Raw genomic sequence first — 13696 nt, 5'->3', positions numbered from 1 at the left:
GGGGCCTCCCCGGCAGAGCCTGGCTCTCCGGCCGGGGGCAGCCTCCGAGGCCGTCCTAGGTCTCCCTCGGCGACGACCCGGCCTGTGCGCGCGGGCCGGGCCCGTGGCCGTCCAGCTCGGCGAGCAGCGCGGGATTGACGCGGCGGGCGATGGCCTCGATGTCGCTCCGCCGCGCGGCGGGCCACAGGACGGCACGCGCCGCGCGGTACTTCGCCGCGAGGCGCTCCCGCTGCTCGCGGGGCAGCCGGGCGGCGCGGTCGGGGCGGGAGTTGTGGGCGTTGTCCGCGATCTTCACGAGCGTCGCCCAGGGGTCGCCGGTGATGCGCCGGAGCATCACCTCGTACGGCACGTCGGGCTCGTTCGTCACGGCCTGGACGACGGCGACGACCCGCGCCGGCACCCCCGCGCCCAGCAGGTCCTCGGCGGTCCGGTCGGTGTCCTCCAGGACGTCGTGCAGCAGGCCCGCCATGACGAGCTGGGCACCGAATGGCGCGAGTCCCGCGGCCACGGCGCGCACGTGCTCGACGTAGGGCACGCCGGCCTTGTCGTACTGGCCGTCATGCGCCTGGGCGGCCAGCAGCTCGACCTCGTGGACAGATGCCATGCCTCCCCTTTCCCCCCTTCCCTCCGGCCGTCGGCGGAGCTGCGGTCCCGCTTCCGGCAGCGGGCCCCAGTCTCCCCCGGAGGACCGGAACCGCCCCGGCCACCCCCGTGGTCCGCGCCGACGCCCCGGCGCGGACCAACCGGCCGACCGGCCGGACCGGTCACACCGTAACGGTAGGGAACCGCACTCCCGGGAGACCGCCGCTACTTCACCTCGCTGAGGCGTCCCGTGGCGACGTCGAAGACGAAGCCGCGGACGGACGCGGTGTGCGGGACGAACGGGCTCGAAGTGACGCGCCGGACGGACTGGCGTACGTCGTCCTCCAGGTCGCGGAACGCCTCGGCGGCCCACGGCGGACGCAGCCCGGTCTCCTCCTCGATCCGCCGCTTGAAGTCGTCGTCGGTGAAGGTGAGCATGCCGCAGTCGGTGTGGTGGATCAGGATGATCTCCCGGGTCCCCAGCAGGCGTTGGCTGATGGCGAGCGAACGGATCGCGTCGTCGGTGACCACCCCGCCCGCGTTGCGGATGACGTGCGCCTCGCCCTCACCGAGGCCGAGGAGCGCGTACACGTTCAGCCGGGCGTCCATGCAGGCGACGACCGCCACCTGCCGGGACGGGGGGAGGGGCAGCGGACCGCGGAAGGAGGCCGCGTACGCGGTGTTGTTGGTCAGGTACTCGTCGGTCGCGGACACGGCGTCCTCACCTTCTGGGACCAGGGCTCTCCGGTTCCCTTCGCACGGCACCGTAATGAGGGGCACGACCACGGGGAAGCCGTCGGGCCGTTCGGCCACGGTCCTGCAACACGCGGGCAACAGAGCGGAGCGACGGGCGATGTCATCCTCAGGTAGTACGCGTCGAGACGATCGGCCGATTCGCGGGGCCGCGGCGCCTTCCTAGACTTCCGGCGTGACTTCCGGCGTGACTTCCGGCGTGACTTCCGGCGTGAGTTCCGGTGGGGCGGTGACGGGTGGGACGGCGACGAGCGGGGCGGTGACGGCGTACGGCGCGGCGGCGCGCGGTGCCGGGGCGCGCCGGACGTGGGTGGTCGGCCTCGCCGTGTTCGCGGTCACGCTCGTCTTCTACTCGGACCGCCTGTCGGACGACCTGGTGCTCGCCGCGGACCGTTTCGCGTCCCCGGTGGAGCCCCTGCCGTGGCCGGCCGCGTGGTGGGCGGTCGCGGCCGACAGCGAGGCCGTCCGCAGCGGCGCGATCATCGCGTGCGCCGCCGTGTCCGCGGCGGCCGCGGCGGTGGCGCGGCGGCACCCGTGGCCGCTGTTCGCGGCGACCGCCGTGGGGGCGGTGCTGTTCTCCTCCTGGCCCGGCTTCCTCGCCGCGTCCTACTACGCGGGCACGACGCTGCGGCGCGGTGCCCATATCGCGCTCGCCGGGGCCGCCGGCGGGGCGTTGCTCCTCGGTGTGCCCGCGCTGCACCACGCCCTGGGCACCGACTTCCCGCTCGGGCCCGACCACGCGATCACGCCGGTGGAACGGGGCCTGTCCCCGCTGTTCGTCATCGGCATGCCGCTCGTGATCGGCCTGTGGGTACGCGCCAGGCGGCAGGTGGTGACCGCCCTCGCCGAGCGCGCCGGACGGCTGGAGGGCGAACACGCCGCCCTCGCCCGCGAACACGCCGCGCTGGAGCGCGAGCACGCGGCCCTCGAACGCGAACACGCGGCTCTGGAGCGCGAGCACGCGGCCTTGGAGCGCGAGCACGCCGCGCGCGCCGAGCAGGCGCGCATCACCGAACGCGCCCGCATCGCCCGGGAGATGCACGACGTCGTGGCGCACAAGGTCTCCTTGATGGTGCTGCACGCCGGGGCCCTGGAGGTGGCGGCCCGCGACGACGACACCGCGCGCACCGCGGAGCTGGTCCGCGCCACCGGCCGTGAGGCCCTCACCGACCTCAGGGAGGTCCTCGGCGTGCTGCGCGCCCCCGGCACGGCGGCCGAACCCCGCGCTCCCGCGCCGGGTCTCGCCGATCTCGACCGCCTCCTCGACGCGTCCCGGGCCGCGGGCCTCACGGTGGAGCGGCACGACGAGGGCGAACGGCGCCCGCTGCCCGCGGCGGTGGAGCGGGCCGCGCACCGCGTCGTACAGGAGGCGCTCACGAACGTGCACAAGCACGCCGGGTGTACGACCGTCGTGGTGTCCGTGCGCTACCTGCCGGACAGCCTCGCGGTGAGCGTCCGCAACTCCGCGCCGGAGGCACCCTCGTGGCACCCCCTGCCCGGCAGCGGGCTCGGCCTGGTGGGCCTGCGGGAACGCCTGGAACTCCTGGGCGGACGGCTGCGGGCGGGCCCGGAGCCCGGGGCGGCCTTCGTGGTACGGGCGAACATTCCGACGGGGCGTCGAGGGGCGGGACGGTGAGCGTGAGCGGGGACGAAACCGCGGTGGGCGGCTGTGCCGGGACGGGAGCGGGGGCCGGAGCGGGCGGCCACGCCGGAGCCGAGGGTTGCTGCCGGGCCGGGCCCGCGACGGGGGACTGCTCACGGGCCGGGCCCGGAGCCGAGGAGTGTCGCCGAGCCGGGCCCGGGACGGGGGACTGTCGCCACGCCGGGCCCGGGGCCGAAAGTTGCCGCCGGGCCGGCCCCGGAGCTGAGGATGGTCGCCGGGCCGCGCGCACGGCCGACGCGGTCCGCGTGCTGATCGCCGACGACGAGGCGCTGGTGCGGGCCGGGCTGCGCCGGATCCTCGAGTCGGCGCCCGCGCTCACCGTGGTCGGCGAGGCCGCCGACGGCGCCGACGCCGTGCGGGCCGCCGCCCGGTACCGCCCGGACGTCCTGCTCATGGACGTCCGCATGCCCGGTATGGACGGTCTGGCCGCCGCCGCCCGGGCGGCGGCCGCGCCGGGAGCCCCGAAGGTCGTCATGCTGACCACCTTCGACCTCGACGAGTACGTGCACGACGCGCTGCGCGCGGGCGCCGTCGGCTTCCTGCTCAAGGACACGCCGCCGCGCGACCTGATCGCTGCCGTCCACACCGTGGCCGCCGGGGGCGCGATGCTCGCGCCGACCGTGACCCGCCGCCTCATCCGGCACTACGCGACCGGCGTCCCCGCGCGCACGGAGCAGGCCAGGGACCGGCTGACCGCGCTCACCGACCGCGAGAAGGAGGTGCTGCGCGCGGTGGCCCGTGGCCTGTCCAACGCGGAGACCGGCCGTGCCCTGTTCATGAGCGAGGCGACGGTGAAGGCCCATGTGAGCCGCACCCTGGCCAAACTGGGCGTCGCCAACCGCGTCCAGGCGGCGATCGTGGCGTACGAGGCGGGCCTGCTCGGCTAGGCCGAGCCGCGGCCCCGCCGGGGGAGCGCGGCCCGGCCGTCAGGTGGTGGCGAGTTCCCTCTCGAACCCGGCCAGCAGCGCCTCCAGCGCGAAGTCGAAACGCGCCCCCGCCGCGTCCTCGCCGGACTGCCGGGCGGCGCCGACCAGAAGCGGATAGGCCTCGGGGTCCAGCTCGGCCAGCCGGCCCGCGCCGTCGGCCTCGCCCGCCTGCGCGGCGGCGTGCCCCACGACGAAACTCGTCAGCGCGTACATGATGTCCAGGGTCCTGGGCAGGGCGAAGCCCGCTCCGTGCAGCATCTCCACCACGGCCTCCATCGTCCGCAGGTTGCGGGGCGTCATGGCGGGCCGGGAGAGCAGCAGCGACACCGCGTACGGATGCGCGCCGAGCACCTCCACCAGCGCCCGGGCGTAGGCGCGCAGGTCCTCCCGCCAGGTGGCGGCGCCGAACTCCGGGGGCACGGCCTCCGCGACGATCCGCTCGATCATCCCCTCCAGCAGGGCGTCCTTGCCCGGCACGTGGTGGTAGAGGGTCATCGCCTCCACGCCCAGCTCCGCGCCGAGCCGTCGCATCGACAGGGCCTTCAGCCCCTCCCGGTCGGCGAGCCGCACGGCCGCCTCCAGGACGGCCGTCCGCGTGAGCCCCACGCGCTGTCCACGGGCCCTGCTGGCCGCCATGGCGCCTCTCCTTCCGCATCGGATCCTTCCGCACCCGGCCCCCTCCGCACCGGACGCCCCCGGTCCGGGCTGGCTCCGGTCCGCTGCCGCCCCGTTCCGGGCCGCTCTCGGGCCGAACGGGGCCGTTCTGATCGCGGGTTGACCATTCTTACGGCGTAAGTATACCGTCCGGACACAGTCTTACGTCGTAAGAATCCCGTGGTGCGCGGCAGCGGCACCGGGGTGGCGAGCGGGGGCGACGGCCGGACCGGCCCGTTCCGTACGGCCACCCGAGCAGTCCGACGAGCGCACCCCTCCCGGGACGACAACGGGACAGGAAGTCGAGAGGGCGATGACCAGCACCGAACTCGCCAGGACGGAACAGCGGTCCACCCGGCCCCCGGAGCACGGCGCCCCACCGCGGGCGCGCCCCCCGAAGGGCGGCGGCCCTCCGGGCCTCCTGCGCCCGTACGCGGGCGGCTTCGCCGCCGTGGTCGCCCTACAGGTCGTCGGCGCCCTCGCGGGCCTCGCGCCGTCGCTCGCGGTCGTCGAGCTGGGCCGGACCCTGCTCGCCCCCGGCCCGGTCGACCGCGAGCACGTCCGGTGGGTCGTGCTCGCGGGCGCGCTCGGCCTGTTCGTCCGGCTGCTGTGCGGTGCCGCCGCGGCGGGCACCGGCCATCTCCTGGACGGCCGGGTGCAGTTGGACCTGCGCCGGCGGCTGGCCGCGCACCTGGGGCGCGTGCCCGTCGGGTGGCTCTCCCGCCGCCGCAGCGGTGAACTCGCCAAGCTGGTGGGCGACGACGTCGGCGCCGTCCACCCGCTCGTCGCCCACACCCCGGGCGAGCTGGTCTCCGCCTTCGTCGTACCGCTGGTGTCGCTCGTCTACCTGCTCGCCGTCGACTGGCGCCTGACCCTCGTCACCCTGATCCCGGTGGTCGCGGCGGTGGCGCTGGTGCCGCTCATGATGACCCCGGCCCGGCAGCGCGAACAGGCCGACTTCGACGCGGCGATGGAGCGGATCGCCGGTTCCGCCGTGGAGTTCGCGCAGGGCATCGCGGTGGTCAAGGCCTTCGGCGGGGGCGAGCGCGCCCACCGCGAGTTCCGCGCCGCCGCCGACGGCTTCGTCGCCGCCTTCCGGCGTTGGGTGCACGGGATCTCCCCGGTCGCCGCGGCCATGCAGCTCGTTCTGTCGCCCCCGGTCGTGCTGCTGACCGTACTGATCGGGGGTACGGCGCGGATCACCGGCGGCGGGCTGGACCCGGCGGACCTGCTGCCGTTCCTGCTGCTCGGGCTCGGGCTCACCGCCCCCGTGGCGGCGCTCGGCCACGGCTTCGACGACATACAGGCCGCGCGCCGCGCCCTCGGCCGGGTCCGCGACGTGCTCGCCGTGGAACCGCTGCCCGAACCGGCGCACCCCGTCGCACCGCGCGGCCACCGGGTCGAGCTGCGCGGCGTCCGCTTCGCCCACGAGCCGGGCCACGACGTCCTGCGCGGGGTCGACCTGACCCTGGAGCCGGGGACGGTCACCGCGCTCGTCGGTCCGTCGGGCGGCGGCAAGTCCACGCTGGTCCGACTGCTGCCGCGGTTCGCCGACCCGACGGGCGGCTCCGTCCGCCTGGGCGGGGTGGACCTGCGCGACCTGGGCAGCCGCGAGCTGTACCGGCAGGTCTCCTTCGTCTTCCAGGACGTCCGCCTGCTGCGCGCCTCCGTCGCCGACAACATCGCGCTCGCCGTACCGGACGCCGACCACGACGACATCGTCCGCGCGGCCCGCCTGGCCGCCGTCCACGACCGCGTCCTGGAACTCCCGCGCGGCTACGACACCGTGATCGGCGAGGAGGCCCGGCTGTCCGGCGGCGAGGCGCAACGGATCGCGCTGGCCCGGGCGTTGCTCGCCGACACGCCCGTCCTGGTGCTCGACGAGGCCACGTCCTTCGCCGACCCGCACACCGAGCGGGCGGTCCGCCACGCCCTGGAGGCGCGGCAGGGCGACCGGACGGTCCTGGTCATCGCCCACCGCCTGGAGACCGTCATCGGCGCCGACACCGTCGCGGTCCTCCAGGACGGCGTCGTCGTCGAACACGGCACCCCCGCCGAACTCCTCGCCGCCGACGGGACGTTCGCCGCGCTCTGGCGGACCCGGCACGCGGCGGGCTCGCCGGAGGTGCCCGGCCCGCACTCCCCGCACCTGTCCGACGGCGAACGCCGAGGAGGCCACCCCCGATGATCCGCATGCTGCTGCGCGTGCTGGGCCACCAGCACTCCCGCCCGATACGCCGCACCCTCGCCCTGATGGTGTCCGCCGCGGTCGCCGAGGGCCTGGCGTACGCCCTGCTGGTGCCGGTGCTGCGGGCGCTGTTCGGGGACACGCCCGCCGACGCCCGGCCCTGGCTGGGCGCGTTCGGCGCCGCCGTGGCGGCCTGCGCGGCGCTGCGCTACGCCGGCGACCTGGCCGGGTTCCGCGTCGGCACCGCCCTGCTGCGCGGTGTGTACCACCGCCTCGGCGACCATCTGGCCCGGCTGCCGCTCGGCTGGTACGGCCCGGCCCGGGTGGGCGAGGTGTCCGTCCTGGCCGGACAGGGCGTGCTGCGGGCGATGAGCGTGGTCGCGCACCTGCTGGGCCCGTACGTCTCCGCCGCGGTGACGCCGCTCACGATCGTCGCCGTCGTCCTCGCCCTGCACTGGCAGCTCGGCCTGGTTGCGCTCGCCGCCGTCCCCGTCGTGGCCGCGATCCAGCTCCTGACCGGCCGCGCCACGGCCGCCGAGGACGCCGGGCGCGCCGCACGCGACCGCGAGGCCACCGGAAGGGTCGTCGAGTACGTCCAGGCCCAGCCGGTGCTGCGCGCCGGCGGCCGCACCACCGAACGCTTCCGGCTCCTCGACGAGTCCCTGCGGCAGGTGGGGCGCGCCTCCCGCCGCTCGACGCTGTCCGCGCTGCCCGGCGCGCTGGGCCTGACGCTGACGGTGCAGACGGTGTTCTCCGCGCTCCTGGCGCTGGGCGCGTACCGCGCGCTGGACGGCGGCATCGGGGCCGCGGAGCTGCTGACCGTCCTGGTGCTGACCGCCCGCTGCGCCGACCCCCTGCTGTCGCTGGCCGACCTCGGCGGCGCCCTGCGCGGAGCCCGCGGCGAACTGGCCCGCCTCGACGAGGTGCTGCGCACCGAGCCCCTGCCGGAGCCCGCCGAGCCGGTGCGCCCCGCAGGGCACGGCATCGAGGTCGCGTCGGTCACGTTCCGGCACGGCGGGCACACGGTCTTCGACGGCCTGACGCTGTCCGTGCCCGAGGGACGGCGGCTGGGCGTGGTGGGGCCCTCGGGCGCGGGCAAGAGCACCCTCCTGCACCTGCTCGCCCGGTTCCACGACGTGGACGCGGGCGCGGTCCGCGTCGGCGGCGCGGACGTGCGCGCCCTCGCCACGGCGGACCTGATGGCGCGGTTCGCCATCGTCTTCCAGGACGTCTACCTCTTCGACGGCACCATCGAGGACAACGTCCGCCTCGGCCGCCCCGGCGCCACCGCCGCCGAGGTGCGCGAGGCCGCGGCGGCCGCGCGTCTGGACGAGGTGGTCGAGCGCCTGCCCGACGGCTGGGCCACGCCCGTCGGCGAGGGCGGCGCACGCCTGTCGGGCGGCGAGCGCCAGCGGGTCTCCATCGCCCGGGCCCTGCTGAAGGACGCGCCGATCGTGCTGCTCGACGAGGTCACCTCGGCCCTCGACCCCGTCAACGAGGCGGCCGTGCACGCCGGCGTGGAGCGCCTGATGCGGGGCCGGACGGTGGTGATGGTGGCCCACCGGCTGCGTACGGTCCAGCACGCCGACCGCATCGTCTTCCTCGACGCCGGCCGCGTCGTCGAGGAGGGCACCCACGACGAACTCCTGCGCCGCGGCGGCCGCTACGCCCACTTCTGGCACCTCACCGCGGAGCCCATGCCCCGCGGCTGAACCGCGCCCGGCTCACCCTGCTGGTGCTGGTGCTGGTGCCCCTGCCCGTGCCCGTGCCGGTACGGGCACGCCCGTACGCCACCGCCGAAAGGCGCGCCCGCCGTCCCGTCGGCACGCGCCGGACGCGAAGGTGGGCGGGCCAGCGCCGACGTGATCGACCCGCCTCCGCCCTACCGCGGCGCCCCGCTGGAGGGGGCGGAGCACGCCCTGGTCGGCACCATGGAGCACGGTGTGCTGGGGCGAAGGGACGGGCCACGTCACCGGCCCCTGGCGCGCTCCGGACGGCACCCGCGTGCGGGGGACGTTCGCCGTCGTGCGGACCGCCCCTGGGGACGGGAGCTCCTGACGGGGCCCGGACGCCGGAGCCCCGGCGGGCGCGGAAGGGCGCATCGGCCGGGGATCAGGCGTGCCCCGCCCCGCGAGGTGTGCCGGGGCGCGGTACCTGGGGACCGGCCGCGGCGTACTGGGCGGCCTGGGTGCGGAACATGGCGGCGTAGCGGCCGTTCGCGGCCATGAGGGTGTCGTGGGTGCCGGACTCCACCAGGCGTCCGTGGCTGAGGACGTGGATGGTGTCGGCGTGGCGCACGCCGGACATGCGGTGCGTGACGAGGACGACGGCGCGGCGCGGCCCGGCCAGCCGGCGGATGCGGTCGAACGCCTCGATCTCGGCCTCGGGGTCGAGCGCGGAGGTCGGCTCGTCGACGATGAGCAGGCCCTCGGCCGGGGTGGTCCGGGCCCGCCAGTGGGCGCGGGCCAGGCCGAACTTCTGCCACTCGCCCCCGCTGATCTCCGAGGCCCCGCGGAACACGCGGGCCAGCAGCGTCCGCGTACCGTGCGGAAGCTCCGCGACGACGGACGACGCCCCGGCGAAGTCCAGCGAGGCGCCCAGCTCCGCGTCGTGGCAAGGGTGGTGGGGCCGGCCGAGGCGCACGTTCATCGCGGCGGTGACCGGCCAGCGCTGGAAGTCCTGGGTGAGCAGGGTGACGCGGTCGAAGACCTGGAAGCGGTCGAGGTCGTTCAGGTCCTCCCCGCCCCACCGGAGGGAGCCGGTCCCGGGCGGCAGCAGCCCGGTGAGGATCTTCATCAGGGTGGACTTGCCGGACCCGTTCTCGCCGACCACCGCCACCACCGAGCCCATCGGCACGCGCAACGACACCCCGTCCAGGGCGGGCTCGTCCCGGCCGGGATAGCGGTAGCCGACCTCGTGCAGGACGACGTGGCCGACGGCGGCGGGCACGTCGCGGCCCCCGTGGGGGATGGCGTGCCGGGCCGCCTCCACGAGGAAGCGCTCGTGGTCGGAGACGTACAGGCTCTCCTCGTGGAGCTCGTTCACGTTCATCACGAGCGACCCCAGGCCCGCCGCGCCGGAGCGCACCGCGATCACCGCCGTACCGGCGACCGCCAGCTCCATGTGCCCGGCCACGATCAGCCACAGCATCGCCCCGTACGTCCCGGCCATGGCGAGGCCGGACAGGGCCGCGGCCACCAGCTCGGTCAGCGCCTTGCCGTCGGCGAGGCGCCGCTGCTCCGCCTCGGCGCTCTCGGCCATGCCGCGGTAGCGGTCGAGCAGGAACGGCCCGACGCCGTGCAGCCGCACCTCCTGGGCAGCCGTGCGTTCGGTGAGGAGGTTGCCGATGAGCCGGCTCGCGCGCAGGTGCTCGACCCAGGTCATCACCGACGCGTACCGCTCCTGCGCCACGCGCATCGCGCCCCAGCCCCGGGGTGCCGCGATCAGCAGCAGCAGCGGCAGGAGCGCGGGGTGCAGGACGGCCAGGACACCGGCCGTGGCGAGGAAGGAGATGGTGCCGTTCAGCGCGGCCACGCAGGCGCCGATCATGCGGCGGGCCGAGGCCGCGCCCTGCTGGGCCACGTCGATGAGGCGGCGGAACTCCGGGTCCTCGATCGCCTCCAGCTCCACCGCGGTGGCCGCGGCGAGGTACTCGGTGGTCGCCACCCGCTCCACCAGCGGTTCGAGCCGCCCGGCCCGGGACGTCGACCAGCCCGCGCAGCCCGCCCGGAGGACCGCGACCGCGGAGACCACCACCAGGGCGGGCACGGCGGAGCGCAGCCGGTCGGCCGGCTCGCCCGCGCCGAGCACGGCGTGCATGACCGCGTTGACCGCCAGCAGGCTCGCCGCGGCGGCGACGCCCTGCCCGACCTCGCTGATCCCGACGCCGAGCAGCGACGACCGGTCCGCCCGCCACGCGCGCCGCAGCGTGCCGAGCACCAGCCGCGGCATCGCCCGGATCGCGGTGAGCATCGTCAGGTCGAAGCGGGCCCGCTCGTGCTCGGACCAGCCCAGGTCGTACCGCAGCGGCCCGCCGAACAGCTCCTCCTCCGCCGGGGACACGGCGGGCTCGGCCATGCGTACGCGCCCGAAGAACCGCTTCACGCCCGACCACCCCCCTCCCAGGCGGCCGCGGCGCGTGCACGCGCCGCCGCTCGTCGGCGGACGGCGTCAACCCGCGTCCCGGGCGGCCGTGAAGGCGGGGGGAGGCAGTCGAACACGCGAGGACCGGCGGCAGGTGCGGGAAGGGTGCGCATGGCGTCTCCTCGTCCGGACGGGAAGGCACGTGCCCGGAGAACGCACCTGATCAGCCGTCCGTAACGGCGAGAAGTGGCCGAACTGTCGCCACCGTGTTCGACGGGGTGGCGGGTGGTTCGCGGTGGCTCGCGTCAGCGCGGAATCGAACCACCCGTGCGGCGCGGTGCACCCGCAGGGGGTACGCCCCGGAGGCGGCGGCCCGGCGCCCCCGTGCCGCCTCACGCGTCGGTGGGCGGACCGGGCCCCTCCACGCGGTCGAGCCAGGCGGTCAGGAGCGTTTCGAGCGCCCGGGCCTCGGTGGGGGACAGGAGGTCCACGAGGTGGCGCTCGTTGCGCATGTGGTCGGCGAAGGCCTGGTCGATCAGCTCGCGCCCGGGGGTGGTCAGGGCGACGATCCGGCCGCGCCGGTCGTCGGCGGAGCGGCGGCGCGTGACGAGCCCGGCCCGCTCCAGCCGGTCGACGCGCTTCGTCATGGCGCCGGTGGTGACCATGGTGTGCGCGGCGAGCTCGCCCGGCGCCCGTTCGTACGGCTCACCGGCCCGGCGCAGGGCGCACAGCACGTCGAACTCCCCCTCGGACAGGCCGTACCGGTCGTAGACCAGGCAGAGGTGCTCGGTGAGCCGGTCGGCCAGGCGGTGCAGGCGGCCGATCACGCCCTGCGGCGAGACGTCCACGTCCGGCCGTTCCCGGCGCCACTCGGCCTGAATGCGCGCCACCCGGTCCAGCGGCTGTTCTTCCATGCGCCCCATAGTAGCTTCCCGGGAAGTTATATTGTCTTCCATGGAAGCTAATGCCCGGTGGGTGGCGCTGACGGCCATCGCGCCGGTGGCCTGGGGGACGAACTACTACGTCACGCACGCGTTCCTCCCCGCCGACCACCCGCTGTACGGAGCCGCCCTGCGCGCGCTGCCCGCCGGTCTCGTCCTGCTGGCCGTACGCCGGCAGCGCCCACGCGGCGTCTGGTGGTGGCGGTCGGCGGTGCTCGGCCTGCTCAACGTGAGCGTGTTCTTCTTCCTCGTCTACGTCGCCTCGCACCTGCTGCCGACGAGCGTCGCCGCCACCGTCATGGCGCTCGCCCCGCTGGCGATGATGCTCGTCGCCTGGTGCCTGCTGGCGGAGCGCCCCGGCGCCGCCCACCTGGCCGGGGCGGTGCTCGGCCTCGCCGGGGTGTGCCTCATGCTGCTCACCGGGGCCGAGGGGACGAGCGTCCGCGGTGTGCTCGCCTCGGTGGCCGCCATGCTGGTGTCGTCCTTCGGCTACGTCCTGGCCAAGCGGTGGAGCGCCGGGGCCGACGTGCTCGCCTCGACCGCCTGGCAGCTCACCGCCGGGGGCCTGCTGCTGCTCCCGGCCGCCGCGGTGGCCGAAGGGGCGCCGCCCGCGCTCTCCGGCCCGGCGGTCCTGGCCTTCGGCTACGTCGCCCTGGTGGCCACCGCGCTGGCCTTCGCGGCGTGGTTCGCGGGCCTGCGCCACCTGCCGGCCGGGACCGTCGGCCTGGTCGGCCTGCTCAACCCCTGCACCGGCGTGCTGCTCGGCACGGTGGCGGCCGCGGAGACCCTCTCGGTGCGGCAACTGTGCGGCATGGCCCTGGTCCTGACGGGAGTCCTCCTCGGCCGGCCCGCGCGCGGCGGCCGCCGCGACGAGCCCCACGAGCCCGCCCCGGACCGGCCGGCCGTCACCCCAGGCACTCCTCGCCGAACGCGCCCGCGAACACCTGGCGCGCGTGCGTCAGCATCCGCGGCCCGTACGCCGGGTCGTCGGCGAGCGCGGAGTAGCCGGGACCCCCGCGGGTGACGATCCCCGCGGTGTCGGCGAGGTACACGTCCAGGCCCGGGTACATCAGCTCCACGCACGGCAGGTCGTCCACGTCGAGCGCGAACACCGGGTACTCGCCGTACGCGTCGACGGAGTTCGTGGCGAGGACCCGGCGGGAGTCGGAACCGCCGGGCAGCAGGAAGCACTCGTCGAAACGTGCCGACAGCGGCTCGAAGCACGCGCCCCAGCCGTCGCCGAACTCGTCGCGCGCCAGGCGGCCGAGGGTGCGCGGCGTGAAGCGGTGCCCGGGGCCGAACCAGCCGGAGCGGCGCAGCAGACCGCTGTCGAACGCCAGCCAGCGACGCAGACTCGGCGGCAGCGGACGGCCGCTGGGGAAGACGGCGGCGGCCGGCGCGTCGGCGGGCAGCGGCGCCGGAGCCGCGGACACCCGCGGTCCGGCCCAGGGGGAGGGGCCGAGGTCCAGCCGGGAGGGGTCCGCCTCGACGGAGGCAATGACGCGTTCGGCGAGGGCGACGCCGTGCGCGGCGGCGGTCGGCAGATCCATGTGCGGGGTCCTGTTCGCTGCGGGGCCGTGGTGCGGTGCCGGATCGCCCGAATGTACGGCCCGCCACTGACATCCGCGCACGGCCCGCCCCGGCCGCCCGCGGGGGCCCGGGGCGCCCTCGGGCGGCGGTACGGGCCCGCCCGTTGCCGTCGCCCTCGCCACCGGCTGCGCGGCAGGGGACTTTGTGCCTTGCTTGAGGGGACGGAGATCCCTGTGTGCCCCAGGGTCCTCGGGGCACCCGGACACTGTCCCGGTCACCGGGGCCCTCCGGCAGCGCCGCACCGCGCGGGCACCGCCGGAGCGGGCAGACGCCTGAAGGGACCTGGAGGGACCGGAAGGGACCGGAAGCGAACGGA

Annotated in this window: 11 protein-coding genes and 1 pseudogene; 6 read left to right on the top strand and 6 right to left on the bottom strand. The window is 76.0% G+C overall.

All coding sequences use genetic code 11. The annotated features are described in order from the left end of the window. Positions 1 to 55: 55 nt before the first annotated feature. Positions 56 to 604 (bottom strand): HD domain-containing protein, encoded by a 549-nt coding sequence (locus IE330_RS01090; RefSeq protein ID WP_190133870.1) that lies wholly within the window; start codon positions 602 to 604, stop codon positions 56 to 58. A gap of 203 nt (positions 605 to 807) precedes the next feature. Further along, on the bottom strand, positions 808 to 1296 hold the full coding sequence (locus IE330_RS01085; RefSeq protein ID WP_190133869.1) for a beta-class carbonic anhydrase: 489 nt from the start codon (positions 1294 to 1296) through the stop codon (positions 808 to 810). Between the two features lie 268 nt (positions 1297 to 1564). Here IE330_RS01085 and IE330_RS38635 point away from each other — a divergent pair, with 268 nt between their 5' ends. Both IE330_RS38635 and IE330_RS01075 read left to right on the top strand, forming a co-directional pair. After that, entirely contained in the window at positions 1565 to 2971 is a 1407-nt protein-coding gene (locus IE330_RS38635) for a sensor histidine kinase (protein ID WP_229925247.1), read from the top strand. A gap of 272 nt (positions 2972 to 3243) precedes the next feature. Next, positions 3244 to 3885: a response regulator gene (locus IE330_RS01075; RefSeq protein ID WP_190133868.1), complete on the top strand. Its 642-nt coding sequence runs from the start codon at positions 3244 to 3246 to the stop codon at positions 3883 to 3885. A gap of 39 nt (positions 3886 to 3924) precedes the next feature. On the opposite strand, the gene IE330_RS01070 is transcribed toward IE330_RS01075, so the two are convergent. Further along, entirely contained in the window at positions 3925 to 4560 is a 636-nt protein-coding gene (locus tag IE330_RS01070; protein WP_190133867.1) for a TetR/AcrR family transcriptional regulator C-terminal domain-containing protein, read from the bottom strand. Positions 4561 to 4891: 331 nt separating this feature from the next. Here IE330_RS01070 and IE330_RS01065 point away from each other — a divergent pair, with 331 nt between their 5' ends. The 3 genes and pseudogenes from IE330_RS01065 to IE330_RS38630 all read left to right on the top strand — a co-directional run. Next, positions 4892 to 6766, top strand: a complete 1875-nt coding sequence (locus IE330_RS01065; protein ID WP_190133866.1) for an ABC transporter ATP-binding protein — start codon at positions 4892 to 4894, stop codon at positions 6764 to 6766. Continuing rightward, positions 6763 to 8478 (top strand): ABC transporter ATP-binding protein, encoded by a 1716-nt coding sequence (locus tag IE330_RS01060; protein WP_190133865.1) that lies wholly within the window; start codon positions 6763 to 6765, stop codon positions 8476 to 8478. The genes IE330_RS01065 and IE330_RS01060 overlap by 4 nt, the downstream gene beginning before the upstream one ends. Before the next feature lie 162 nt (positions 8479 to 8640). Continuing rightward, positions 8641 to 8724: pseudogene (locus IE330_RS38630) on the top strand (maltokinase N-terminal cap-like domain-containing protein); the annotation flags it as partial. 154 nt (positions 8725 to 8878) lie between these two features. Here IE330_RS38630 and IE330_RS01055 read toward each other — a convergent pair. Together IE330_RS01055 and IE330_RS01050 are read right to left on the bottom strand one after the other, a co-directional pair. Next, positions 8879 to 10870 (bottom strand): ATP-binding cassette domain-containing protein, encoded by a 1992-nt coding sequence (locus IE330_RS01055; protein ID WP_373314530.1) that lies wholly within the window; start codon positions 10868 to 10870, stop codon positions 8879 to 8881. 371 nt (positions 10871 to 11241) lie between these two features. Beyond that, positions 11242 to 11772 (bottom strand): MarR family winged helix-turn-helix transcriptional regulator, encoded by a 531-nt coding sequence (locus IE330_RS01050; RefSeq protein ID WP_373314529.1) that lies wholly within the window; start codon positions 11770 to 11772, stop codon positions 11242 to 11244. Positions 11773 to 11803: 31 nt separating this feature from the next. Here IE330_RS01050 and IE330_RS01045 point away from each other — a divergent pair, with 31 nt between their 5' ends. Further along, positions 11804 to 12814, top strand: a complete 1011-nt coding sequence (locus IE330_RS01045; RefSeq protein ID WP_190133863.1) for a DMT family transporter — start codon at positions 11804 to 11806, stop codon at positions 12812 to 12814. Here the strand turns inward: IE330_RS01045 and IE330_RS01040 are convergent. After that, positions 12696 to 13340 (bottom strand): hypothetical protein, encoded by a 645-nt coding sequence (locus IE330_RS01040; RefSeq protein ID WP_190133862.1) that lies wholly within the window; start codon positions 13338 to 13340, stop codon positions 12696 to 12698. The two genes, IE330_RS01045 and IE330_RS01040, sit on opposite strands and share 119 nt — an antisense overlap. Positions 13341 to 13696 lie beyond the last annotated feature (356 nt).

The sequence above is a fragment of the Streptomyces longispororuber genome, assembly GCF_014656095.1.
Lineage (GTDB): Bacteria > Actinomycetota > Actinomycetes > Streptomycetales > Streptomycetaceae > Streptomyces > Streptomyces longispororuber.
This window is presented reverse-complemented; position numbering and strand designations above follow the sequence as displayed.

Coding starts and splice junctions, on each gene's coding strand:
- IE330_RS01090 (WP_190133870.1), bottom strand. CDS start 604: ATGGCATCTGTCCACGAGGTCGAGCTGCTGGCCGCCCAGGCGCATGAC.
- IE330_RS01070 (WP_190133867.1), bottom strand. CDS start 4,560: ATGGCGGCCAGCAGGGCCCGTGGACAGCGCGTGGGGCTCACGCGGACG.
- IE330_RS01065 (WP_190133866.1), top strand. CDS start 4,892: ATGACCAGCACCGAACTCGCCAGGACGGAACAGCGGTCCACCCGGCCC.
- IE330_RS01060 (WP_190133865.1), top strand. CDS start 6,763: ATGATCCGCATGCTGCTGCGCGTGCTGGGCCACCAGCACTCCCGCCCG.
- IE330_RS01050 (WP_373314529.1), bottom strand. CDS start 11,772: ATGGGGCGCATGGAAGAACAGCCGCTGGACCGGGTGGCGCGCATTCAG.
- IE330_RS01045 (WP_190133863.1), top strand. CDS start 11,804: ATGGAAGCTAATGCCCGGTGGGTGGCGCTGACGGCCATCGCGCCGGTG.
- IE330_RS01040 (WP_190133862.1), bottom strand. CDS start 13,340: ATGGATCTGCCGACCGCCGCCGCGCACGGCGTCGCCCTCGCCGAACGC.